The following is a 21967-nucleotide window of genomic DNA, read 5'->3' as shown; positions in this document are numbered from 1 at the left end:
GGATTTTTTGTGTCCAAGTCCATTGAGCGTGTGGCGAAGGCGGCTGCTGAAGCCGGGCTTCCGATCGAAATCAGACGGATGGGCGAATCGACCCGCACCGCCGCGGAAGCGGCGCGCCAATGCGGATGCGAGATCGATCAGATTGTTAAATCGCTGATCTTTGCCGGCAAGAGCTCGGGCCGGCTCTACCTTTTTCTCGTGCCGGGCAGCAGAAAGCTGGACGTGGCAAAGGCCGGCCTGCTTGTCGGCGAAGACCTGGATCGCGCCGATCCGCGCCAGGTTCGCGAGGAAACCGGCTTTGCCATCGGCGGCGTTTCGCCACTCGGCCAGCCGGACAGCGTGCGCCGCTATGCGGACGAGACGCTTCTGCGCTTCGGACAGGTCTGGGCCGCGGCCGGCGCCCATGACGCGGTCTTTGCCGCCGAGCCGAGGGCTTTGATCGCGGCCGCGGGCGCGCATGTATCAGACATCGTAGCGTAGCTGCTCACCGGGCGGCCGCTCAGATCGGATACGCGCTGGTTCCATAATCTATCTTATGCGATCGTGCGGTGGGGCCAACTAGGGCCGACTTCTCTGCCTCGTCACTTCTTGGAGGCACCTCATTCCGGAAGACCCGCCTTGCGAAAGCCGTCAATGAAACGCTCGAGCGTCGCAGCATCGCGGAATGGCTCCGTCGCAGCCCAGTGGCGGATCGTGAAATCCGGATTGCCGACGAGGAACAGCTCGGCCTCCGTGCGCGCTTGGTCGAGCCGGCCCAGCTGCGCAAGGGCTGCCGCGAGGAAGCGGCGTGAGCTCGTCCGATACGTCTCGTCCCTGCGCAGCGTCTCGACAGCGGCTTCGTATTCCCCGGCCGCATATTGCGCCTGGCCGAGCACCATATAGTACCAGCTTGCCGGAAACGGGTTGAGCAGAAACGCCCTGCGGATGTGCTCGAGGCCCTCGTCTACCCGCCCGGCCAGGACAGTGATGTCCGACAACGCCGCCCAGGTGTCGGCCTCGTTCGGGTCGAGCTCGACCGCGTTGGCGAACTGCGCATCCGCCTCGGCGAAGCGGCGCTCATAGGCCAACAGATAGGCCAGAACCCAGCGGCAGCCCGCGTCATTCGGATCAAGCGCGACGGCCTTGTGCGCCAGTTCCAGGGCTGCGCTTCGGTCGGGTTCTGTCGGACCGCCTGAATGCACCGCGCCCATCCAGTGGTTGATGGCAAGCCAGCGATGAGCCTCGGCATATTGCGGATCGAGTGACACCGCGCGCGTGAGCATCAGATGCGCTTCCCGGGCCGCGTGCGGCGAGTCGTCCATCAGCCTGCGCGCCCGCACGCAGAGGTCGTAAGCCTCAATATTCTTCGGCCGATTGCGCGGCGGCGATGCATGCAGCCGGCCCAGCAACGCCTCCACGATCCTCCTCGCCACCTCATCCTGGACGGCAAAGACATCCTCCAGGCTGCGGTCAAAGCGTTCCGCCCAGAGATGGTCGCCGCTCACCGCATCGACGAGCTGCGCATTGATGCGCACGCGTCCTGCGTCGCGTCTTGCGCTCCCCTGCAAGAGGTAGCGCACGCCAAGCTCTCCTGCGATCTCGAACATATCCGCGCCCCTGCCCTTGTAGGCAAAAGACGAGTTGCGCGCGATGACGAACAGGCCGGAAACCCTTGAGAGGTCCGTGGTCAGATCTTCGGTCAGCCCGTCCGCGAAGCATCCCTGCTCGGGATCATTGCTGAGATTGACGAAGGGCAGCACGGCTATGGATGGCTTACCGGGCAGCGGCAAAGCTTTCCGTCTCGTGCCGCCGAGTTGTTCGACGGGTCCCGTGAAGCGATAGCCGATGCGCGGAACCGTCGCGATCCATGCACCGCCGCCGGCGGGCTGACCAAGCAGCTTGCGCAGCTGCGCTATCTGGACGGTGAGGTTGCCTTCCTCGACCGCCCTGCCCGGCCATGCCGCATCCATTAACTCGGCCTTGCTCACGATTTCGTCCGACCGCCCGACAAGCGCAGTGAGCAGCTTTATCCCGCGATAGCCAACGGCGACCGGAACATCGTCCCGAAGGAGCGTTCCCGCACCACAGTCAAGCATGAACGGACCGAAGACAAAGCGCGACGCCTGCATGCGGCGCATCTTTAGCGCGTTTGGAGGTTTTTGGAACTATTTGGCAGTCCTTAATGACGGCGCTGTTCGCATCCTGCAGAAAGCATTCTCCTTCGGGTGGAGGGCGTCGGATCCAGATCATATGCATGTCGCGATGAACGATATTGTCTCCCTGAAATTCCTATCTGCCGGACCCGTATTGAAGCCTGCATGACCGCCGAAAGCGCCACATCGCCGCGAGAAACTCGGAGCCGACGGGCTGCGATGGCGGGCATAATCGCGACCGTCACCGTGTTCGCCGTCGCTCAGGGGCTGACCTATCCGCTGCTCAGCTTCATCCTTGAGCGGCAGGGCACGACGCCCGGCCTGATCGGCTTGTCGGCGGCGATGACGCCGCTGGGCTTCATCGTCTCCGCACCCTTTATTCCCGCGCTTGCGCGGCGCATGGGCACGGCCCGCTTTACTGTCCTATGTTCGATTCTCGCCGCAACTACCCTGGCCGCGATTGGCGGTACGCAGGACGTCTGGACCTGGATGCCGCTGCGCTTCCTTCTCGGATTCTTCGCCAATCCGCTCTACGTGATCAGCGAAACCTGGTTGATCTCGATCACGCCGGCACAACGCCGGGGCCGCATCATGGGCCTATATTCATCGATTGTTTCGGGTGGCTTCGCCATTGGCCCGCTGTCGCTTGGCCTGGTCGGCACACAGGGTTGGCCACCCTTCATCTTCGGCATCGCGGCCTTCCTCCTCTGCGGCCTGATCGTGCTTGCGGTCGTGCCCCGCCTGCCGAAAATGCCCCATGAAGGCGAGGCCACGTCGGTCGGCCGCTTCTTCGCGCTGGCGCCGCTGCTTTTGTTCGCGGTTTTCGCCGCTGCCGCCTTCGAACAGACCCTGCTTTCCCTCTTCGCCGTCTATGGCGCCGCCCTCGGCAGCGCCGAAGAGCACATCGCTTCCCTCATCGCCTGTTTCATAGCAGGCAACGCCGTGTTGCAGATATTGCTTGGGCGCCTCGCCGAACGGTTCGGCTCGAAGCACACCATGCTATTCTGCGCCCTGGCTTACCTTGTGTGCTGCTTGCTGCTGCCGTTGATCTTCCACTCCTGGCTCATCTGGCCGCTTGTTTTCGTCTGGGGCGGCGTCTCGTTCGGGATCTACACCATGGCGTTGATACAGCTCGGCGAAGATTTCACCGGTCAGGCCTTGATCGCCGGCAATGCTGCCTTCGCCTTGGTATGGGGCATCGGCGGCATCGTGGGCTCGCCCGCGGCAGGACTGGCGATGCAACTGATCGGACATCAGGGGCTGCCATTTTCGCTGGCCTTCTTGTGCTTCATCCTGACGTTGTTTCTGGTGGCGCAGCGCCGGAGGGCCTGATCGACGCGATCATCTGGGACCTACGCTGCCCCTCCCCGTCACGGCGCGATTTGTGCTGCAAATGGTGTACTGCGTTGCCGCTGACGCGGGTTGAGAATAGGGCGGCAGCGCGCTACGGCTTCACCGCTGTCGAACGGAGCCGTCCCCATGAAGCCATCCAAGGACATTTCCCGCCTGATCGAAATCATGGCGGCCTTGCGCGATCCGAAGACCGGCTGTCCCTGGGACCTGGACCAGGATTTTTCCTCCATCGCGCCCTACACGATCGAGGAAGCCTATGAAGTACTCGATGCAATCCAGCGCAACGACATGCATGACCTTCGCGAGGAACTCGGCGATCTGCTCCTCCAGGTCGTCTTCCATGCGCGGATGGCAGAGGAAGCCGGCAGCTTTAGCTTCGGCGATGTGGTCGAGGCGATAACGACCAAGATGGTCCGCCGCCACCCGCACGTGTTCGGCGATGCCGAGGCCCGCGAGGCGGGGATGGCCAAGGGCATGTGGGAGCGCATCAAGGCGGAGGAAAAGGCCGAGCGCCGGGCGCGGCGCGGGTCGGATGGAGAGCCGAGGCGCGGCTATCTGGACGAGGTCGCCATTGCCCTGCCCGCGCTGACCCGTGCCCTGAAACTCCAGGAGAAGGCGGCGCGCGTAGGCTTCGATTGGGGTGCCGCGCGGCCGATTCTGGCGAAGATCGAAGAAGAGATCGGAGAACTGCGCGAGGCGATGGACGAGGGCCGGCAAGAGGCGGTGGCAGAGGAGTTCGGAGATCTTCTCTTCGCGCTCGTCAATCTCGGCCGCCACCTCAATGTCGATCCGGAAGCCGCGCTGAGGGACACGAACGAAAAATTCCGCAGGCGCTTCCATGCCGTGGAAAGCGGTCTTGAAGCGCAAGGAAAGATCTTGGCCGAGGCCTCCCTAGAGGAGATGGAGGCGCTTTGGCAATCAGCCAAGAAGGCGGAATGAGCCCTACCCTTGGTCCGATAGGCGCCGCATGATCTCTTCGCGCGCGGCGTCCGTGGCGCGAATCCGGACAGTAACGCTGCCATCCTCGTGATCTCTGCGGTCGGTCACATCCCCGTGTCGATAGATCCAGTCCATCAGCGCCATCTGGTCGGGCGATAGCGTGATGGAGGTCTCCTCCACCTTGCCCGAAAGGCGCCCTTCTATCAGCATCATGAGATCGGGAATCCCCTCTCCCGTGATCGCTGAGACGGCAATCGGCGCATTCTTGTTTGCTTCGCCTTGCAGGAGTCTCTCCCGATCTCCTTCGCTCAGCCGATCGATCTTGTTCCACACCTCGATCACGCGATCGGTATCGGCCGCGTTGACGCCCAGGCTCGCCAGCACCTGTTCCACATCCGCTGCATGCGCGGCTGTGTCAGGATCGGAGATGTCGCGCAGATGGATGACGAGATCGGCCTCCACCACCTCCTCCAGCGTGGCGCGGAAGGCAGCCACCAGATGCGGCGGCAGATCGGAAATAAAGCCGACCGTATCGGAGAGGATCACGACTGTGCCGTGCCGGAAGCGCACGCGCCGCAGCGTCGGATCGAGCGTGGCGAACAGCATGTCTTCCGCAAGCACCGACGCGCCCGTCAGCCGGTTGAAGAGCGTCGACTTGCCGGCATTCGTGTAGCCGACGATCGCGACGACCGGAAACGGCACCTTGCGGCGCTTGGCCCTGTGGAGGTCGCGTGTCCGGCGCACGGTCTCCAACTCGCGCTTGATGCGCAGAATGCGCTCCTGCAGGAGGCGGCGGTCGGCCTCGATCTGCGTTTCGCCGGGACCGCCCATGAAGCCGCCGCCGCCCCTTTGCCGCTCCAGGTGCGTCCAGCTTCGCACCAATCGTCCGCGTTGATATTCGAGATGCGCGAGGTCGACCTGCAGCCGGCCCTCCTTGGTGCGGGCGCGCCGGCCAAAGATTTCGAGGATCAGGCCAGTGCGGTCGAGCACCTTCGCCTTGAAGCTGCGCTCCAGATTGCGCTGCTGCACCGGCGTGAGCTGGTGGTCGACGATGACGAGCTCGGCCTGCTTTTCCGCAATAATCGCCGCAAGCTCTTCCACCTTGCCCGTGCCGATCAGGGTGCCGGGTCTGGGTGCGGCAACGGAAAAGGTCTCGCTGTGAACGACTGCGAGGTCGATTGCCTCGGCGAGGCCGATCGCCTCGTCCAGCTTGGCTTGCGGGGAAAGGGAAACATGCGGCCGCGCCCCCTCCTCCGTCTGTGCGCGCGGGCGCGCATGCAGGAGCGGCACGACGACGACCGCTTTCGTTCGGCCGGCGGGTTGCCCTCCGTCCAGGCCGTCCGTTCTTCCGTCGGCGTATGGTTCTTCAGCCAATCAAGCTTCCCGACCGCCCTCTTCCGCTTCGTAGAGCTGCACCGGCTGGCTCGGCATGATCGTTGAGATCGCATGCTTATAGACGAGCTGCGAGTGACCGTCCCGGCGCAACAGGACGCAGAAATTGTCGAAGGATGTAACGACGCCGGTCAGTTTCACGCCGTTGATCAGGAAAATCGTCAGCGGATTCTTGCTCTTGCGAACGGTGTTGAGGAAAAGGTCCTGTAGATTTTGGGAACGTTCCGCCATTGTTGTTCTTATCCCCGCTTCGTCGGCAGTAGCGCTATATCACCCCGCCCTGTCAAGCGCGGCAACTGCCCTCCTGCCACGCTCCAGCCGAACGCCTCTCACATACGGCCGCCCCGGATGGGTTAACAGGCAGGCCTCTTTTCCGCAATGTCAAAAAACGCCTGGCGCAGCGCCAGCGCCACGGAGCCGGGATGGCCGTTCGCCACCGGCCGGCCGTCGATTTCCACCACAGGCATCACCACCGTCGAGGCCGCTGTGATGAAGGCCTCGCGCGCCGACTGCGCTTCCTCCACCGAAAACGCTCTTTCCTCCACCTGAAAGCCAAGTTTGGCGGCAATGTCCATGACGGTCCTGCGCGTGACACCGCGCAGGATGCCGAAATCGGCGGGGCGCGTCACCAGCCTGCCTTCCCCCGTTACGATCCAGGCATTGGTGGCGGCGCCCTCTTTGACCATCCCGTCCGTGTCTATGAACCAGGCCTCTGCAGCGCCCGCCTCGCGCGCCTGCTGCCGTGCCAGCACATTGGGCAGGAGCCCGACCGTCTTGATGTCCACCCTCTCCCAGCGATTCTCCGGGACGGTGATCACCCTTATGCCCGTCTCCGCCCGCTTGGCGGAAGCGCGCGGATCGGTCCGCTTGGCGGTGACGACGATGGCCGGTTTGGTATCTGGCGCGGGGAAGACATGGTCGCGCGGGGCCACGCCGCGCGTCACCTGCAGGTAGACCAGGCCGTTCTTCACCCCATTTCGCCGCACCACCTCCCGCAGCACGAGTTCAAGCGCGCTGCGCCGCATCGGCCAGCGCATTTTCAATTCGCGCAAGGAGCGGTCCAGCCGGTCGAGATGACGCGTCATGTCTATGATGTAACCGCGCGCCACCTCGCACACCTCGTAGACTCCGTCGGCAAACTGATATCCCCGGTCCTCGACATGAACGGCAGCGTCGGCGTGGCGGACGTAGCGGCCATTCACATAGGCAATGCGCGGCATTTCCAGCTCCTCGAGAAAAACGCGGCCGGAACGGCCGATCAGAAAAATTCCAGGCTGACGCGGAAAAGCTGTTCCACCTGCCGTACCGCGCCGGCACGGGCGAAGATGACGACGCGGTCCTTCGGCTTGATCCTGAGCGAGCCGCTCGGCCTTATGAAGGCGCCGTCGCGCCACACGCCGCCGATCCGCATGTCCTCCGGTAGGTCCTGCTCGTTGAGGGGCGGCCCGACCAGCGGAGAAGTCTCCAACGCCTCCGCCTCGATCACCTCAGCCGCGCCGCGGTCGATATTGTGCACCGCCCGGATGCGTCCCCGCCGCACATGTTGCAGCACGCGCGAGATGGTGACGGCACGCGGATTGACATGGGCGTCGATGCCAAGAGTCCTGGCGAAGTCGTGATAGGTGGGATTGTTGATGAGGACGAGATTGGATTTGCAGCCAAGCCGCTTGGCGATGACGCTGGACAGGATGTTGACCTGATCGTCATTGGTGAGCGCCACCATCAGATCCGCGTGGTCGATGTCCGCCTCCAGCAGCAGTTTCTGCTCCAGCGCGCTGCCATTGAGCACGACCGTGCGGCGAAGCTGGTCGGCAATCGCCACCGCGCGGGCGCGGTTGTGCTCGATCAGCTTCACTTTTGTGCGGCTCTGCTTGCGTTCCATGGCACGCGCGACATAGAGGCCGATATTGCCGCCGCCGGCGATCACAATGCGCGTGGCCTCCTTCTCGTCATGCCCGAACAGGCCGAGCGTGCGCCGCACCTGCTCCTTTGTGGTGATCACATAGGCCATGTCGCCGGCAATGAGCTGGTCGTTCGACCGGGGAACGAAGAGATGGCCCCCGCGTGACACTCCGACGACGGTGGACGGCAGATCGGGGAAAAGCTCGGTGAGCTGGGAAAGCGGCGTGTTGATGACCGGGCATTCCTCCAGACATTCGATCGCCACCATCGCCACATGCCCATCGGCGAAGGACACCACATCGGTGGCGCCCGGCAGCGCGATGCGCCGCAGCACCATCTCGCCCACTTCCACCTCCGGGGAGATGATCACGTCGATGGGCAGGTGGTCGCGCGAGAACAGGTCCATATAGTGCGACTGCAGATAGGCCTGCGAGCGGATGCGGGCGATCTTTGTCGGGACATTGAAGAGCGAATGCGCCACCTGGCAGGCGACCATGTTCACCTCGTCGTAGAGCGTCACGGCGATGATCATGTCTGCCTGCTGCGCGCCGGCCTGGGCCAACACCTCTGGATGCGCGCCATGGCCGATGAAGCCGCGCGCGTCGAGCGAGTCGCGGACATTGCGGATCAGATCGGCCGAAGTGTCGATGACGGAGACATCATTCTGCTCCGCCGCCAGCCGCTCGGCGATGCCGTATCCCACCTGCCCGGCGCCGCAAATGATGACTTTCATGCGTTCATCGCCCCGTGGTGAACGTGAAGAGTGAACTGCGAACCGTAAATTGTGAATGGCGGCGAACAAGAAAGGGCGGCAGCGCTACGCTGCCTTTGCTCTCCTCACCCTTCACCATTTCACCACTCATCATTCACCGGCTCATACGCCCAGCGACTTCAGCTTCCGGTGCAGCGCCGAGCGCTCCATGCCGATAAACTCGGCGGTGCGCGAGATATTGCCGCCGAACCGGTTGATCTGCGCCAGGAGATATTCCTTTTCGAAAAGCTCGCGCGCCTCACGCAGCGGCAGCGCCATTATATGTTGATCCGACTGGGTCGGCACGCGCGGCATCACGTCGCCGATTTCGGCTGGCAGCAGGTCGGCTGTGATCGGCGCATCGCCGTCGTCACCGCGTGTCAGGATCATCAGCCGCTCGATATTGTTGCGCAGCTGGCGGATATTACCGGGCCAGTCATGCGCCTGCAGCACGGCCATGGCGTCGTCGCCCAGCCGGCGCGGCTTGATGCCCACCTGCGCGGTTATCTGCCGCATGAAATGCTCCACTAGAATCGGAATGTCCTCGCGGCGCTCGGAAAGCGGCGGCACGATGACCGGAACCACGGCAAGGCGGTGGTAAAGATCCTCGCGGAAGCGCCCCTCGGCAATCATCCGTTCCAGATTGCGCGCGGTCGAGGAGATGATGCGCACATCCACCTTGACCCGCTTCGTGCCCCCTACCCGCTCGAACTGCTGGTCGACCAGCACACGCAGGATCTTGCCCTGCGTCTCGCGCGGCATGTCGGCCACCTCGTCGAGATAGAGCGTGCCGCGATGGGCCTCCTCCAACGCCCCCACCTTGCGCTCGCCGCCGTTGGATTCGGTGCCGAAGAGCTCAATCTCCATGCGCTCCGGCGTGATGGAAGCGGCGTTGAGCGTGACGAATGGCCCGCCGGCGCGGCCGGAAAGCGCATGCATCGCACGGGCCGCCAGCTCCTTTCCGGAGCCGGAGGGGCCGATCAGCATCACCCGGCTGTTGCTGGGCGCCACGCGCTCGATCGTCTGGCGCAGATGGTTGATGGCGGGCGAGTGGCCGACAAGATCGAAGCTCTCGCCGCTGCGCTTCTTGAGGTCCATCACCTCACGGCGCAGCTTCGAGGTCTCCAGCGCCCGTTCGCAGATGAGGATCAGGCGGTCCGCCTTGAACGGCTTCTCGATGAAGTCATAGGCGCCCTTCCGGATCGCCGAAACCGCCGTCTCGATCGTGCCGTGGCCGGAGATCATGACCACCGGCAGGTCGGGATGCATTTCCTTGATCTTCCCGAGCAGCGCCAGCCCGTCGAGCGTCGAGCCCTGCAGCCATATGTCCAGCAGGACCAGCCGCGGCACGCGCTCGGCGATAGCCGCCAGTGCCGCGTCGCTGTCGCCCGCCGTGCGCGCCTCGTGCCCCTCGTCGCTCAAGATGCCGGCGACCAGTTCGCGGATGTCTTCCTCGTCGTCGACCACCAATATGTCAGACGCCATTGTCGACCTTTTCCGTCCTTTCTGCAGAATTGTCCGCCCTCGCTCCGTGATCGGCCTGTATGGCCGGAAGAACCATGCGGATCATCGCTCCCACGCCGCCATGGAAGCTTGCCGGAGCGTCGTGCAGCTCCAGTCTTCCGCCGTGGTCCTCGATGATTTTCTTCACGATGGCAAGCCCAAGCCCCGTTCCCTTCTCCCGGGTCGTCATATAGGGCTCGAGCAGCCTTTGCCGATTTTCGCGCGGCAGTCCCTTGCCATTGTCCATCACCAGGATCTCGATCTCGCCGTCTTCTTGCCGTGCCGAAATCCTGATCACGCCCGGCCGGTCCTGATCCCGTGCCGCGTCGATCGCCTCTGCGGCGTTTTTGATGACATTGCCGAAGGCCTGGCTCATGAGCCGCGTGTCGAACCGGCCGATCAGCGGCCTTTTCCCCAGATCGTTCTCGATCTTGATGTCGGCACGGCTGACCTCGATGAGGAAGGAGGCCTCGCGCAGCGGCTCACGCAGGTCGAGCCGCTGGATATCTGGCTTCGGCATGCGGGCAAAGGCGGAAAATTCGTCCACCATGCGTCCGATATCGCCCACCTGCCGGATGATCGTATCCGTGCACTGGTCGAAGATGGCGCGGTCCTCGGTGATCACCTTGCCGAAGCGCCTGCGGATGCGCTCCGCGGAAAGCTGGATCGGCGTGAGCGGGTTCTTGATCTCGTGGGCGATGCGTCGCGCGACATCCGCCCAGGCCGAGGAGCGCTGCGCCTGCACGAGGTCGGTTATGTCGTCGACGGTCACCACATAGGAGCGCTCCTCGCTCTCGCCCACCGCCTCCTCGGTCGTGATCTGGATGTTGAAGGTGCGCTCCCCGCCGGCGCGATAGAACGTCACCTGGTCATGATACACCTTACGGCCGGAGGCGCGGCCCGTCTCGAAAACCGCGCCGAGCTGTGGCAGCACCGCCGCAAGGTTCTTGCCGACCGTGTCCTTCGCATCGATGGAGAACATTGTCTCCGCCGAGCGGTTGACGATGGAGACCGTGCCGTCGGCGTCGACGCCGATCACCCCCGCCGTGACGCCGGACAGCACCGCCTCGGTGAAACGCCGCCGCTCGTCTATCGTGTCGCGTGCCGAGATCAGCTGGTCGCGCTGGGTCTTGAGCTGATAGGTCATCTTGTTGAACGTGTCGCCCAGATTGGCGACGTCGCCGTCGGACGCCCGCACGGGCACGGCAACGTCCAGATTGCCTTGCGAGACCGCATCGGCTGCGCCGATGAGCTGGCGGATCGGGCGCACGATCCGGTCGGCGACGGCTATGCCGGTCCAGATCGCCGCAAGCACGATGGCCAGCGTGACGACAAGATAGAGCAGAGCGAAGGCTACCTGGGTGGTGAACCGGTTCTGCTCCAGCGACTGGTACTCGCCGGCATTAAGGTCCACGAGCCGCTTGGCCTTGATCACCTCGGCGTCGACCTCGCGCATTGTATAGAGATAGGTGTCCGGGAATTCCCGCAGCCTTACGATCGCTCCGATGAGATTGCCCGGCGGAAGCTCGAAGAGCACCGGCTGCTGGGCGGCGGCGTCCATCGCCCCTTCCGGTGGCGACGGGATCTGGATCTGTTTGGGCATCTGCGCGGCCATGATGGCCGATTCGTCTTCGCGCAGGAGCACGGCCTGCGCGAGGCCGAGGCCGACCGCCTGCTGCGTCAGGAACTGGTGAAAGGCCATCCGGTCCACATTGTAGAGCGTGCGGAAGCGGTCGAGATTGACGGCCATGGAAAGCGTCGTGCCGGTCAGCGTCCGCGCATTTTCCTTCACGTAGGCGTCGGCGACCTCCTGCGAATATTGGACGATGACCCGGGTCCTGAGCTCGAACCACCGGTCGAGGCCGAGGTCCAGCGTGATGGACGCGACGATCGCCACCAGGATCGCCGGGATGGCGGCCACCAGCGAGAACATGGCGACAATGCGCACATGCAGCCTGGCCGCAGCCTTGCCCGCCCGGCGGGCGGCATAGATGCGATGAGCCTCGCGGCCGATCAGCCCGAGAAGCAAAAGGAGAAACGCGGCGTTGACGCCGATCAGGATCAGCGTGGTGCGCGAGTCGGGCGTTATCCGCGGCTGCGTGAGCCCGAGCAGGACCGCGAAGGACACGGCAGCGGTGAGCAGCGCCCCGACGGTCGCGAGGATGCCCGGCAACGCCATCAGCCGGCGCCCTTCGCTGGGCGCTGGCCGGTAGGCCGGCTCTCCTGCCATAGCGGGTGCCTGCGTGCTCATCCCTCTCCTGCGGTGCTGAATGGCCCTCGACGCGTTGCAGATATGCAACGTAATGTGGCGATTTTGCAACGTGCTTTGTCGTTGCCTGGCAATGCACCGTTTTTTGCCGGTCTCGCTACAGCCCACTTCGGCGTGGATCAGCCGAAGGACCTCACTGGCTCAAGGATGCCGTGGAGCCCGATAGATATCGACGCCCAGCTCCCGGATCTTCTTGCGCAGGGTATTGCGGTTGACGCCGAGCAGCTCGGCGGCGCGGATCTGGTTTCCCTGGGTGGCGGCAAGCGCCGCGAGCAGTAGCGGATATTCGACTTCGGCCAGAATCCGGTGGTAGAGGCCGGGCGGCGGAAGCGCCGATCCGAAGCTTCGGAAATAGCGCTGCAGATATTGCTCGACCGATTGGCCGAGCGGCAGGTCAGGGCCGGCGCCCTCGCTGGGATGCGCCACTGCCGCCGGAGCGCCTCCATAGAGCTCGTTGAGGATGACTTCTTCCGAAATCTCGTCCTGCGGATAGAGCGCTGCGAGGCGGCGCACCAGGTTTTCGAGCTCCCGCACATTTCCCGGCCAGGGATATTGCATCATGGCATCGAGCCCGCCCTTGGCGATGCGCTTTGCCTGCAGGCCCTCGCGCTCCGCCTGAGCGAAGAAATGGCGTACCAGGTCCGGAATGTCCTCCGCCCGCTCGCGCAGGGGCGGCAGGCGCACCGGGACCACATTGAGACGATAGAACAGGTCCTCGCGGAAGAGCCCCTGATTGATCAGAGCCCGCAGGTCCTTGTTGGTGGCGGCCACGATCCGCACATCTGTCTTGATCGGCGTCCGCCCGCCGACCGTGGTATATTCGCCCTGCTGCAGGACGCGGAGCAGCCGTGTCTGCGCCTCCATCGGCATGTCGCCGATCTCGTCCAGGAACAACGTACCACCCTCCGCCTGCTCGAAGCGGCCGGACGAGCGCTGCTGCGCCCCCGTGAAGGCGCCCTTCTCGTGCCCGAAAAGCTCCGATTCGATCAGGTCTCGCGGGATCGCGGCCATATTGATCGCGACGAAGGGACCGTTGCGCCGGCGGCCGAATTCATGCAGGGCGCGCGCCACCAGCTCTTTGCCCGTGCCCGACTCGCCGCCGATCATGACCGTCAGATCCGTCTGCATCATGCGGGCGAGCATGCGATAGATGTCCTGCATGGCCGGCGAGCGGCCAATGAGCGGCATCGCCTCCGGCGCGTCGCTTGCCTTGGTCTCTCTCGGCTTGCTGCGCGGCTCCGCCAGCGCCCGGCCGACGATCGCCAGGAGCTCCGTCAGGTCGAAGGGCTTCGGCAGATATTCATACGCGCCGACCTCCGAGGCGCGGATCGCCGTCATGAAGGTGTTCTGCGCGCTCATGACGATGACCGGCAGATCAGGCCGAGCCTTGCGGATGCGCGGCAGCATGTCGAAGGCGTTTTCGTCCGGCATTACCACGTCGGTGATGACAAGATCCCCCTCGCCTGCCGCCACCCAGCGCCAGAGCGTCGCGGCGTTGGAGGTGACCCGGACCTGGTGGCCGACGCGCGACAGCGCCTGGTTCAGGACGGTCCGGATGGCCGCATCGTCGTCGGCCACGAGGATGTTGCCGTGCGCGCTCATGCCCTGGCCTCGACACCCTGCGGCCGCACCATCCCTTCCGGCTGCTCGCGCCAGGCCGGCATGAGAATGCGGAAGGTCGTGCCGCGCGCGGAGGAATCGCATTCGATCACGCCGCCATGGGCGCCGACGATCTTTGCCACCAGCGCGAGCCCGAGGCCGGAGCCATTCGGCTTGGTGGTGATGAAGGGATCGAAAATGATGGACTGGATGTCCTCGGGCACGCCGGGCCCGTTGTCATGCACGGAGAATTCCATCGGCAGCGACACGCGCTCGCGCGTGCCCGGCACGGAAAAGCGGATGCCGGGCCGGAATGCAGTGGACAGCTTGATCTCCCCGTCGCCTGAATTTCCAATGGCTTCTGCAGCATTCTTAATGAGGTTCAGGAAGACCTGAACGAGCTGATCGCGATTGGCGAGAATCGGCGGAAGCGAGGGATCGTATTCCTCCACGAAGGTGATATGCCGCGCGAACCCATTCAGCGCGATCGCCTTCACATAGTCGAGCACGACATGGATATTGACGGGCTCACGGTCCACGGGCCGCTCGTCCGAGAACACCTCCATGCGGTCCACCAGGGCGACGATGCGATCCGTCTCCTCGGTAATCAGGCGGGCGAGCGAGCGGTCCTCGTCGGAAACGACCTGCTCAAGAAGCTGCGCCGCCCCACGTATTCCCGACAGCGGGTTCTTGATCTCGTGCGCAAGCATGGCGGCAAGCCCGGTGACCGAGCGAGCGGCACCGCGATGGGTCATCTGGCGGTCGATCTTCTCCGCCATGGAGCGCTCCTGGAACATGATGACCGCAGCTCCCGGCAGCTCGGAAACCGGCGCCACATAGATGTCCACCATTCGGTCCGGGCCCAGCCGCGGAGACGAGATGTCGACGCGATATTCGTTGACTGGCGCGCGCCGCTCGCGCACCTGGTCGATAAGCGTGAGCAAGGGGCTGCCGAAGGGCACGAAATCGGCGAGCTTGCTGCGCGCGAGCATCGTGGCGCTCAGGCGGAAAAAATTCTCGGCCTCCGCGTTGGCGAAGGTGATGATGCCTCCTTCGTCCACGATGATCACGGGGTGTCCGATCGAGTCGATCGCGAGCTGCGCGACGTCGAGCGTTCGGGCTGTCATGCGGCAAGCTCCTGGCAGGTGGGCGTGTCGCTGAAGGCACGCTTCAGCAGCTGGAGCACCCTTGCCGGATCCGTCTCTGTCATGATCGACTGTCGGAGAGGTGCTGGCGCATCCGCGTGCCGCTCCAGATACCAGCCGAGATGTTTTCGCGCGTGGCGGACGCCCTGTCCTGTTCCGTAATGCGAAAGCATGTCCTCGTAATGCGCGGCCACATAGTCCCCCATTTCGGCAGTACCGGCCGGTACGCCTGGCGTGGCGCTGCCTTTTGCCGCGTGCGCAAGCGCGCCGGCCTTCCAAGGCGCCCCATAATGCGCGCGGCCGATCATCACCGCATCCGCGCCCGATTGCGCCAGCATGGCGGTGGCCTCCGCCGCCTCGTCTCCATCTCCGTTCGCGACGAGGGGAATGGAGACCGCCTTCTTCACCTCGGCAATGGCCATCCAGTCCGCCTTGCCCGTATAGAACTGGCAGCGCGTGCGCCCATGCACGGTGATCATGGCGACGCCGGCGGCTTCGGCCCTGCGGGCAACGTCCGCCGCGTTCAGGCTGTTCTCGTCCCAGCCAAGCCGCATCTTCACTGTTACAGGCGCGCGGACAGCCTTCACCACCGCCTCTATCAGCGACAGCGCGTGGTCGGGCTCGCGCATCAACGCCGAGCCGCAATAGCCGCCCGTCACCTTCTTGGCGGGGCAGCCCATATTGATGTCGATGATGTCGGCGCCTTCATCCACGGCGATGCGCGCAGCCTCCGCCATCCACGGTGCTTCGCGCCCGGCGATCTGCACCATGTGCACGTCGACATCGGGCCGGCGGATGCGGCGGGCGCTTTCGGCCCTTCCCTTCGCCAGTTCGCCGCTTGCCACCATTTCCGAAACGACGAGTCCAGCGCCATGGGCATGCGCGCGCTGTCGGAACGGCAGGTCCGTGACGCCGGACATCGGCGCCAGGAACACGCGGTTGCGCAGCGTCACCGTTCCGACCTGCAGTGGCTGCGACAGGGCTTCTAGGTTAGCGCTGCTCAAAAACACGGCATCCTTGTTGTATGCCTATTTCTTAGACATGAATGCCCGCCCGGCGCAATGGGCGTTTGGCGCAATATCAGAAATCCGCTGGCATTTCATGACCGCCGTGATTATCCCTCTGCCGGATGAACACGCTTGTCGAACAGGATCGGGCGAGCGGCAAGCGCCGCATTGCCGCGGTGGTCGTTGCGGCCGGGCGCGGCGAACGCGCCGGCCAGGCGGCAGACGGCCCGAAGCAGTATCGTCTGATCGGAGGCAAGCCGGTCATCAGGCACACGCTGGAGGTGCTGGCCGCGCATGAGCGTATCGGCGCGATCGCCGTCGCCATCCATCCGGATGACGGCGCCCTTTTTTCCCAAGCTTGCGACGGGCTCGGGGCTGACATCCGTACCGTGGATGGCGGCCCCTCCCGGCAGGAATCGACGCGGCTGGCCCTTGCCGCCCTTCGGGATCTCGACCCGGAGATCGTGCTCATCCATGACGGCGTCCGCCCCTTCATCGATGCGCCGCTGATCGACCGCGTTATTGATACGGTGGGCGAAACACTCGGCGCGCTTCCGGTCGTGCCGGTCTCCGATACGCTGAAGCGGCAGGGCGAGAATATGCTCGTGCAAGGGACCGTGCCGCGCAACGGCCTGTTCGCGGCACAGACGCCGCAAGGTTTCCCCTTCCGCCCCATCCTCGAGGCGCACGAAAAGGCCTGGCGCGCTGGCCGAGCCGATTTCACCGACGATGCGGCCATCGCCGAGTGGATTGGAATGCCGGTGCGCCTGGTCGAGGGCTCGCCGGACAACACGAAGCTGACCTGGGCGCGTGACATCGCGCTCGCCGACCAGCGCTTGGGAGGAGTTGCCATGGCGGGAATGCCTGACGTGCGCACCGGCAACGGCTATGACGTGCACGCCTTCGGCAAAGGCAATCATGTCACGCTCTGCGGCGTCGAGATTCCCCATGCCAAGGGGCTCAAGGGCCATTCGGACGCCGACGTCGGCCTGCACGCACTGACCGACGCCCTGCTTGCCACCTGCGGCGCCGGCGACATAGGCACCCATTTCCCGCCTTCCGACCCGCAATGGAAGGGTGCGCCCTCACGGATTTTCGTCGAGCACGCCGCCGGGCTGGTGCGCGAGCGCGGCGGGCGCATCGCCAATGCCGACATTACCCTCATCTGCGAGACGCCGCGCGTCGGACCTCATCGCGACTCGATGGTTGCGCAGCTTTCCGGCATGCTGCGGATCGCGCCCGAACGCGTCTCGATAAAGGCCACCACCAATGAGGGGCTGGGCTTCATCGGCCGCGCCGAGGGCATCGCCGCCATCGCCACCGCCACCGTCGTCTTCCCCGGTGCTCTCAAGGACTGAGCCATGAGCGATACCGAAATCCTCGCGGCCGACGTGCTGCGCGCATTCCAGGAGCGAAAGCTGAAGCTCGTGACGGCCGAATCCTGCACCGGCGGCATGGTAAGCGCGGCGATCACCGATCTCGTCGGCGCCTCAGACGTCTTCGAGCGCGGCTTCGTCACCTATTCCAACGAGGCGAAGTCCGAACTCCTTGGCGTTTCGCGGGAGACGCTCGCCGCCCACGGCGCGGTGTCCGCCGAGACGGCGCGCGAGATGGCCGCCGGCGCGCTCGACCGTTCCCATGCCGACATAGCCGTCTCGGTGACGGGCATCGCCGGGCCCGGCGGCGGCACGCCGGAAAAGCCGGTCGGCCTCGTCTGGTTCGGCATTGCCGTGAAGGGGCGGGAGCCGCGGGCCGAAAAGCGTCAGTTCGCCGGCCTCGGTCGCGCCCTGGTGCGCCGCGACAGCGTGGCCACGGCGCTGACCCTCCTGCTCGATGCGGCTCAGGCCGTGCGCCCGTAGATCGCGTCTGCCCGCCGCTCGAAAGCCTCGGAAAACATGCGGAAGGCGCGGTCGAACATGGCGCCCATCAGCATGCCCAGCATGCGGCTCTTGAACTCGTATTCGATGAAGAAGTGCACGTCCGACTGGGCTTCCCCGGCGGGGTCGAAGCGCCACCGGTTCTGCAGGAACCGGAACGGCCCGTCGATATAGCGCACATCGATGATGCGCTCCGCCGGCTTCAGCACGACCTGGCTGGTGAAGGTCTCGCGGATCGCCTTGTAACCGACCGTCATGTCGGCCACGAGGACGGTCACCCCGTCGCGCTCCTTGCGCGAGCGCACATTGAGCGCCTCACACATCGGCACGAATTCCGGATAGGATTCGACGTCCGCCACGAGGGCGAACATCTGGTCCGGCGGATGATTGACCCTGCGGACGGTCTCGTGCTTCGGCATCGGCCCGCTTATGCAGACTTTGCGAGCGAAAAACGCGCCTCGCGCGCGGCCCTGAGCCGGGCGAAGTCCTCGCCCGCGTGATGCGAGGAGCGCGTGAGCGGGCTGGACGACACCATCAGGAAGCCCTTTGTATAAGCGATGGTCTCGTAGGATTTGAATTCCTCCGGCGTAACGAATTTCTTCACCGGATGGTGTTTCCGCGTCGGCTGCAGATACTGCCCGATGGTGATGAAATCGACATCCGCCGAGCGCAGGTCGTCCATCAGCTGCAGCACCTCGTTCCGCTCCTCGCCAAGGCCGACCATGATGCCGGACTTGGTGAAGATCGAGGGGTCGAGTTCCTTCACCCGCTGCAGGAGACGGATCGAATGGAAATAGCGGGCGCCCGGCCGCACCGTCAGATATTTGGACGGTACCGTCTCCAGATTGTGGTTGAAGACGTCGGGCTTGGCGGCCACCACTACGTCCAGAGCTCCTTCCTTGCGCAGGAAGTCAGGCGTCAGGATTTCGATCGTCGTTGCGGGCGCGGCTTCGCGGATCGCGAAGATCACCTCGGCAAAGTGCTGCGCCCCGCCATCGGCGAGGTCATCGCGGTCGACGGAGGTGATGACGACGTGCGACAGCCCCATCTCGCGCACGGCTTTTGCAACATTGGCCGGCTCATTCGGGTCGAGCGGCCCGGGAATGCCGGTAGCCACATTGCAGAAGGCGCAGGCCCGCGTGCAGATCTCGCCCATGATCATGAAGGTGGCGTGCTTCTTCTCCCAGCACTCGCCGATATTGGGACAGCCGGCCTCCTCGCAGACCGTGACGAGCTTGTTCGACTTCACGATCTCGCGGGTTTCGAGATAGCCCCTGGATATGGGCGCCTTGACCCGGATCCAGTCGGGCTTCTTCAGCACTTCCTGGTCGGGACGATGCGCCTTTTCGGGATGACGCGGGCGGGACTTGGCGACGGTGTCGAGAACGGTGACCATGTTGCCTGCTTTCTGTTCGCCGGCCTCATATAGGCATTGCCGGCGGAGACGAAAGCCCGCCTGCCGGGACGCAGGCGGGCTCCTGAGCGGCCGCCTTTAGCCGCGCCCGCGAATCAGGCGGTAGAGCCAGATCAGAATGCACGCGCCGATCACGGCGACGACTAGCTGGCCGATGACGCCGCCAAAGGTCTCGCCAATGACCGCAACGAGAATTGCGTTAAGAATGACGGCGCCGAGAATGCCTATGATGATATTCATAAGAAGACCGGTATCGGTCTTCATGATCTTCTCGGCGATCCAGCCGGCGATGCCGCCGACCACAATTGTCAAAATCCAACCAAGGCCTTCCATTCGATTCTCCCTGCTCTGATTGCGGATCAGTTCCAACCCTCAAGAAAGGCCGGTCCGGCGATCCGGTTCCGTCCCCTCAAGCGTTTAGCGAGCGGCCATAAGCGTCCAGCACGCTCTCCTTCATCATCTCCGAAAGCGTGGGATGTGGGAAGATGGTGTGCATAAGTTCCTCTTCGGTGGTCTCGAGGTTCATCGCCAGGACGAAACCTTGGATCAGCTCGGTCACCTCCGCGCCCACCATATGCGCGCCGAGGAGCTCTCCGGTCTTCTTGTCGAGGATGGTCTTGATGAAGCCCTGATCCTCCCCGAGCGCGATCGCCTTGCCGTTGGCGCCGAACTGGAACCGGCCCACACGGATGTCGCGGCCGGACGCCTTGGCCTTCTCCTCCGTGAGCCCGACCGAGGCCACCTGCGGCTGGCAATAGGTGCAGCCCGGGATCTTGCTCTTGTCGAGCGGATGAACGCCCGGCACGCCGGCGATCTTTTCGACACAGATCACGCCCTCGTGCTCGGCCTTGTGGGCGAGCATCGGCGGGCCCGCCACATCGCCGATGGCATAGATGCCGGGAATATTGGTGAAGCCATAGCCGTCGACGGCTACGGTGCCGCGGTCGATCTTCACGCCCAGCGCTTCAAGACCGAGATTTTCCACATTGCCCTGCACGCCCACGGCGGAGATCAGGCGGTCGGCGGTGATCTTCTCAACCTTTCCGTCCTTCATCTCCACATGGGCCGTGACCTGATTCGGCCCCTTCTCGACCTTCGTGACCTTGGCATCGGTGTGGAACTTGATGCCCTGTTTTTCCAGCTGACGGCGGGCGAATTTGGACACCTCCGCATCCTCGACGGGAAGGATCTGCGGCATCAGCTCCACCACGGTCACATCGGCGCCCATGGTCCGGTAGAAACTCGCGAATTCGATACCGATGGCGCCCGAACCCATGACGATGAGCGATTTCGGCATCTCCTTCGGCACCATCGCCTCGAAATAGGTCCAGATCAGCTTGCCGTCTGGCTCGATGCCGGGCAGAACACGTGGCCGCGCACCGGTCGCAACGATGATGTGCCTCGCCTTATACGTCCCCTCGCCGAGGGTGTTCTTGGGCGTGGGGTGCTGCGGCTCCATCGGCTTCTTCGAAGGCTTCGCCACCATGATCTCGCCGGGCTCGTTGCCCTTGGCGGCCTTGGTGACTTTCGCCTCGCCCCATATGACGTCCACCTTGTTTTTCTTCATCAGGAAGCCGACACCGCCATTGAGCCGCGCAGAGACTTTTCGCGACCGGTCCACCACCGCGGCGGGATCAGGGGAAATCGTGCCGTCCAGCTTCAGGCCGTAGTCTTTGGCATGCTGCGCGTAATGCAGGATCTCTGCGGAGCGCAGCAAAGCCTTCGTGGGAATGCAGCCCCAATTGAGGCAAATGCCGCCAAGATGCTCGCGCTCGACGATCGCCGTCTTGAGACCCAGTTGCGCCGAGCGCACGGCGGCTACATAGCCGCCCGGGCCGGAGCCGATGATGATGACGTCGTAGGTTTCAGCCACGCAAAACTCCTTTGGTCACAATCCGAGCACCTGCCGGACTACGGGCTCAAGCCCGGCGCCGATGGCACGCGTGTTTTCCGCGTCGAGATGAACGCCGTCGAGCGCCGTCGTCCGCGCCACCGCGCCGGCGTCAAAGAAGGCGCACCCGGCCTGCCCAGCCACTTCCTCGTAGAGCGGAGCGAGCTTCCGCGATTCGGCGGCCCCGCCCTCGAACATGGCACTGAAATCGCTGTTGTCGGTCGCGCAGAGCGGCGGCGGCGAGACGAGCAGAATGGCAGGCACCTTGTAGTCGAAGGGATAGGGATGGCCGCGGATGATCTGGATGAGGCGCTCCATCCCCTGCTTGGCGCCGACGGCGCGACCGCAGACGAACGGCTTCATGTCGTTCGTCCCCAGCATGATGATGACGAGATCGAGCGGAGCATGGGTTGCAAGAAGCGTGGGCAGGATGCGTGCGCCGTTTCGATCCGCCCCCGCCACCCAGTCGTCGAAGGCAGTCGTGCGGCCGCCCAATCCTTCCGGGATGACCCGCGCCGCCTCGCCGAGGCGCGCCTGCAAAACCGATGGCCAGCGGTCCTCATAGGGATGGCGGCCGGGCCCCTCGGCATTGTGCCCATAGGTGAGCGAATCGCCGTAGCAGAGGATGGTCTTCATGGCAGGCTCCTAATCTGTCCCTCCGGACCGGCTCTGGGCTACTCCGCAGGCGTGAGGCAAATCCGCTAGACCAGCATTCCGAAGGGGTTCTCGACCAGGCGCTTGAAGGCGACGAGGAGCTCGGCGCCGAGCGCCCCGTCCACCGCCCGGTGGTCGG

The 21967-nt window shown here is 64.3% G+C and carries 21 protein-coding genes; 5 read left to right on the top strand and 16 right to left on the bottom strand.

The window, feature by feature from the left end; genetic code table 11:
- The first annotated feature begins 9 nt into the window (after positions 1–9).
- The gene (locus RIN79_RS09110) at positions 10–480 is read left to right on the top strand and encodes a YbaK/EbsC family protein (RefSeq protein ID WP_309084338.1); all 471 of its coding nucleotides are present in this window, start codon (positions 10–12) and stop codon (positions 478–480) included.
- A gap of 119 nt (positions 481–599) precedes the next feature.
- Here RIN79_RS09110 and RIN79_RS09105 read toward each other — a convergent pair whose 3' ends face one another.
- On the bottom strand, positions 600–2108 hold the full coding sequence (locus RIN79_RS09105; protein ID WP_309084337.1) for a winged helix-turn-helix domain-containing tetratricopeptide repeat protein: 1509 nt from the start codon (positions 2106–2108) through the stop codon (positions 600–602).
- 189 nt (positions 2109–2297) lie between these two features.
- Between RIN79_RS09105 and RIN79_RS09100 the strand changes: the two genes are divergently transcribed.
- Together RIN79_RS09100 and mazG are read left to right on the top strand one after the other, a co-directional pair.
- Positions 2298–3464, top strand: coding sequence for an MFS transporter (locus RIN79_RS09100; RefSeq protein ID WP_309084336.1), 1167 nt, complete (start codon positions 2298–2300; stop codon positions 3462–3464).
- A gap of 147 nt (positions 3465–3611) precedes the next feature.
- Positions 3612–4424 carry a nucleoside triphosphate pyrophosphohydrolase gene (gene mazG / locus RIN79_RS09095; protein WP_309084335.1) on the top strand — a complete coding sequence of 271 codons (813 nt, stop codon included), beginning with the start codon at positions 3612–3614 and terminating at the stop codon, positions 4422–4424.
- A gap of 3 nt (positions 4425–4427) precedes the next feature.
- Here mazG and hflX read toward each other — a convergent pair whose 3' ends face one another.
- From hflX to dusB, 9 genes are all read right to left on the bottom strand, one after another.
- The gene (hflX, locus tag RIN79_RS09090) at positions 4428–5798 is read right to left on the bottom strand and encodes a GTPase HflX (protein WP_309084334.1); all 1371 of its coding nucleotides are present in this window, start codon (positions 5796–5798) and stop codon (positions 4428–4430) included.
- Positions 5799–6047 (bottom strand): RNA chaperone Hfq, encoded by a 249-nt coding sequence (hfq, locus tag RIN79_RS09085; RefSeq protein WP_309084333.1) that lies wholly within the window; start codon positions 6045–6047, stop codon positions 5799–5801.
- Positions 6048–6169: 122 nt separating this feature from the next.
- The gene (locus RIN79_RS09080; protein WP_309084332.1) at positions 6170–7036 is read right to left on the bottom strand and encodes a D-amino-acid transaminase; all 867 of its coding nucleotides are present in this window, start codon (positions 7034–7036) and stop codon (positions 6170–6172) included.
- Between the two features lie 38 nt (positions 7037–7074).
- Positions 7075–8451 carry a Trk system potassium transporter TrkA gene (trkA, locus tag RIN79_RS09075; protein WP_309084331.1) on the bottom strand — a complete coding sequence of 459 codons (1377 nt, stop codon included), beginning with the start codon at positions 8449–8451 and terminating at the stop codon, positions 7075–7077.
- A gap of 141 nt (positions 8452–8592) precedes the next feature.
- A complete protein-coding gene (locus RIN79_RS09070; RefSeq protein ID WP_309084330.1) occupies positions 8593–9954 on the bottom strand; it encodes a sigma-54 dependent transcriptional regulator in 1362 nt (453 codons plus the stop codon).
- The gene (locus RIN79_RS09065; RefSeq protein WP_309084329.1) at positions 9944–12223 is read right to left on the bottom strand and encodes a PAS domain-containing sensor histidine kinase; all 2280 of its coding nucleotides are present in this window, start codon (positions 12221–12223) and stop codon (positions 9944–9946) included. The genes RIN79_RS09070 and RIN79_RS09065 overlap by 11 nt, the downstream gene beginning before the upstream one ends.
- Before the next feature lie 159 nt (positions 12224–12382).
- Positions 12383–13843 carry a nitrogen regulation protein NR(I) gene (gene ntrC, locus RIN79_RS09060; protein WP_309084328.1) on the bottom strand — a complete coding sequence of 487 codons (1461 nt, stop codon included), beginning with the start codon at positions 13841–13843 and terminating at the stop codon, positions 12383–12385.
- On the bottom strand, positions 13840–14967 hold the full coding sequence (locus RIN79_RS09055; protein WP_309084327.1) for a nitrogen regulation protein NR(II): 1128 nt from the start codon (positions 14965–14967) through the stop codon (positions 13840–13842). Before RIN79_RS09055 ends, ntrC begins: the two co-directional genes overlap by 4 nt.
- Positions 14964–15989, bottom strand: a complete 1026-nt coding sequence (gene dusB, locus RIN79_RS09050) for a tRNA dihydrouridine synthase DusB (RefSeq protein WP_309084326.1) — start codon at positions 15987–15989, stop codon at positions 14964–14966. The genes RIN79_RS09055 and dusB overlap by 4 nt, the downstream gene beginning before the upstream one ends.
- 125 nt (positions 15990–16114) lie before the next feature.
- Here dusB and RIN79_RS09045 point away from each other — a divergent pair, with 125 nt between their 5' ends.
- Together RIN79_RS09045 and RIN79_RS09040 are read left to right on the top strand one after the other, a co-directional pair.
- Entirely contained in the window at positions 16115–17350 is a 1236-nt protein-coding gene (locus RIN79_RS09045) for a bifunctional 2-C-methyl-D-erythritol 4-phosphate cytidylyltransferase/2-C-methyl-D-erythritol 2,4-cyclodiphosphate synthase (protein WP_309084325.1), read from the top strand.
- A 3-nt stretch (positions 17351–17353) separates the two neighbouring features.
- The gene (locus RIN79_RS09040; RefSeq protein WP_309084324.1) at positions 17354–17851 is read left to right on the top strand and encodes a CinA family protein; all 498 of its coding nucleotides are present in this window, start codon (positions 17354–17356) and stop codon (positions 17849–17851) included.
- On the opposite strand, the gene RIN79_RS09035 is transcribed toward RIN79_RS09040, so the two are convergent.
- The 6 genes from RIN79_RS09035 to RIN79_RS09010 form a co-directional block, all read right to left on the bottom strand.
- A complete protein-coding gene (locus RIN79_RS09035; protein ID WP_309084323.1) occupies positions 17833–18288 on the bottom strand; it encodes a type II toxin-antitoxin system RatA family toxin in 456 nt (151 codons plus the stop codon). The genes RIN79_RS09040 and RIN79_RS09035 overlap by 19 nt on opposite strands.
- Before the next feature lie 8 nt (positions 18289–18296).
- Entirely contained in the window at positions 18297–19265 is a 969-nt protein-coding gene (gene lipA / locus RIN79_RS09030) for a lipoyl synthase (RefSeq protein ID WP_309084322.1), read from the bottom strand.
- 96 nt (positions 19266–19361) lie between these two features.
- A complete protein-coding gene (locus RIN79_RS09025) occupies positions 19362–19616 on the bottom strand; it encodes a GlsB/YeaQ/YmgE family stress response membrane protein (RefSeq protein WP_309084321.1) in 255 nt (84 codons plus the stop codon).
- A gap of 76 nt (positions 19617–19692) precedes the next feature.
- The gene (gene lpdA, locus RIN79_RS09020; protein WP_309084320.1) at positions 19693–21156 is read right to left on the bottom strand and encodes a dihydrolipoyl dehydrogenase; all 1464 of its coding nucleotides are present in this window, start codon (positions 21154–21156) and stop codon (positions 19693–19695) included.
- A 15-nt stretch (positions 21157–21171) separates the two neighbouring features.
- On the bottom strand, positions 21172–21810 hold the full coding sequence (locus RIN79_RS09015; RefSeq protein WP_309084319.1) for an SGNH/GDSL hydrolase family protein: 639 nt from the start codon (positions 21808–21810) through the stop codon (positions 21172–21174).
- A gap of 65 nt (positions 21811–21875) precedes the next feature.
- Positions 21876–21967: 2-oxo acid dehydrogenase subunit E2 (locus tag RIN79_RS09010; RefSeq protein ID WP_309084448.1), on the bottom strand; the 92-nt coding region annotated here is incomplete at its 5' end.

Origin of the sequence: Chelativorans sp., assembly GCF_031180965.1 — a bacterium.
Classification (GTDB): Bacteria; Pseudomonadota; Alphaproteobacteria; order Rhizobiales; family Rhizobiaceae; genus Chelativorans.
Note: the sequence above shows the minus strand (reverse complement) of the source record. Positions and strands in the feature narration are given on the sequence as shown.

What these genes read in the sequence shown, in the direction of transcription:
- RIN79_RS09105 (WP_309084337.1), bottom strand. Translation starts at nt 2,108, where the DNA reads ATGCAGGCGTCGCGCTTTGTCTTCGGTCCGTTCATGCTTGACTGTGGT.
- RIN79_RS09100 (WP_309084336.1), top strand. Translation starts at nt 2,298, where the DNA reads ATGACCGCCGAAAGCGCCACATCGCCGCGAGAAACTCGGAGCCGACGG.
- mazG (WP_309084335.1), top strand. Translation starts at nt 3,612, where the DNA reads ATGAAGCCATCCAAGGACATTTCCCGCCTGATCGAAATCATGGCGGCC.
- hfq (WP_309084333.1), bottom strand. Translation starts at nt 6,047, where the DNA reads ATGGCGGAACGTTCCCAAAATCTACAGGACCTTTTCCTCAACACCGTT.
- RIN79_RS09080 (WP_309084332.1), bottom strand. Translation starts at nt 7,036, where the DNA reads ATGCCGCGCATTGCCTATGTGAATGGCCGCTACGTCCGCCACGCCGAC.
- trkA (WP_309084331.1), bottom strand. Translation starts at nt 8,451, where the DNA reads ATGAAAGTCATCATTTGCGGCGCCGGGCAGGTGGGATACGGCATCGCC.
- RIN79_RS09070 (WP_309084330.1), bottom strand. Translation starts at nt 9,954, where the DNA reads ATGGCGTCTGACATATTGGTGGTCGACGACGAGGAAGACATCCGCGAA.
- RIN79_RS09065 (WP_309084329.1), bottom strand. Translation starts at nt 12,223, where the DNA reads ATGAGCACGCAGGCACCCGCTATGGCAGGAGAGCCGGCCTACCGGCCA.
- ntrC (WP_309084328.1), bottom strand. Translation starts at nt 13,843, where the DNA reads ATGAGCGCGCACGGCAACATCCTCGTGGCCGACGACGATGCGGCCATC.
- RIN79_RS09055 (WP_309084327.1), bottom strand. Translation starts at nt 14,967, where the DNA reads ATGACAGCCCGAACGCTCGACGTCGCGCAGCTCGCGATCGACTCGATC.
- RIN79_RS09045 (WP_309084325.1), top strand. Translation starts at nt 16,115, where the DNA reads ATGAACACGCTTGTCGAACAGGATCGGGCGAGCGGCAAGCGCCGCATT.
- RIN79_RS09040 (WP_309084324.1), top strand. Translation starts at nt 17,354, where the DNA reads ATGAGCGATACCGAAATCCTCGCGGCCGACGTGCTGCGCGCATTCCAG.
- RIN79_RS09035 (WP_309084323.1), bottom strand. Translation starts at nt 18,288, where the DNA reads ATGCCGAAGCACGAGACCGTCCGCAGGGTCAATCATCCGCCGGACCAG.
- lipA (WP_309084322.1), bottom strand. Translation starts at nt 19,265, where the DNA reads ATGGTCACCGTTCTCGACACCGTCGCCAAGTCCCGCCCGCGTCATCCC.
- RIN79_RS09025 (WP_309084321.1), bottom strand. Translation starts at nt 19,616, where the DNA reads ATGGAAGGCCTTGGTTGGATTTTGACAATTGTGGTCGGCGGCATCGCC.
- RIN79_RS09015 (WP_309084319.1), bottom strand. Translation starts at nt 21,810, where the DNA reads ATGAAGACCATCCTCTGCTACGGCGATTCGCTCACCTATGGGCACAAT.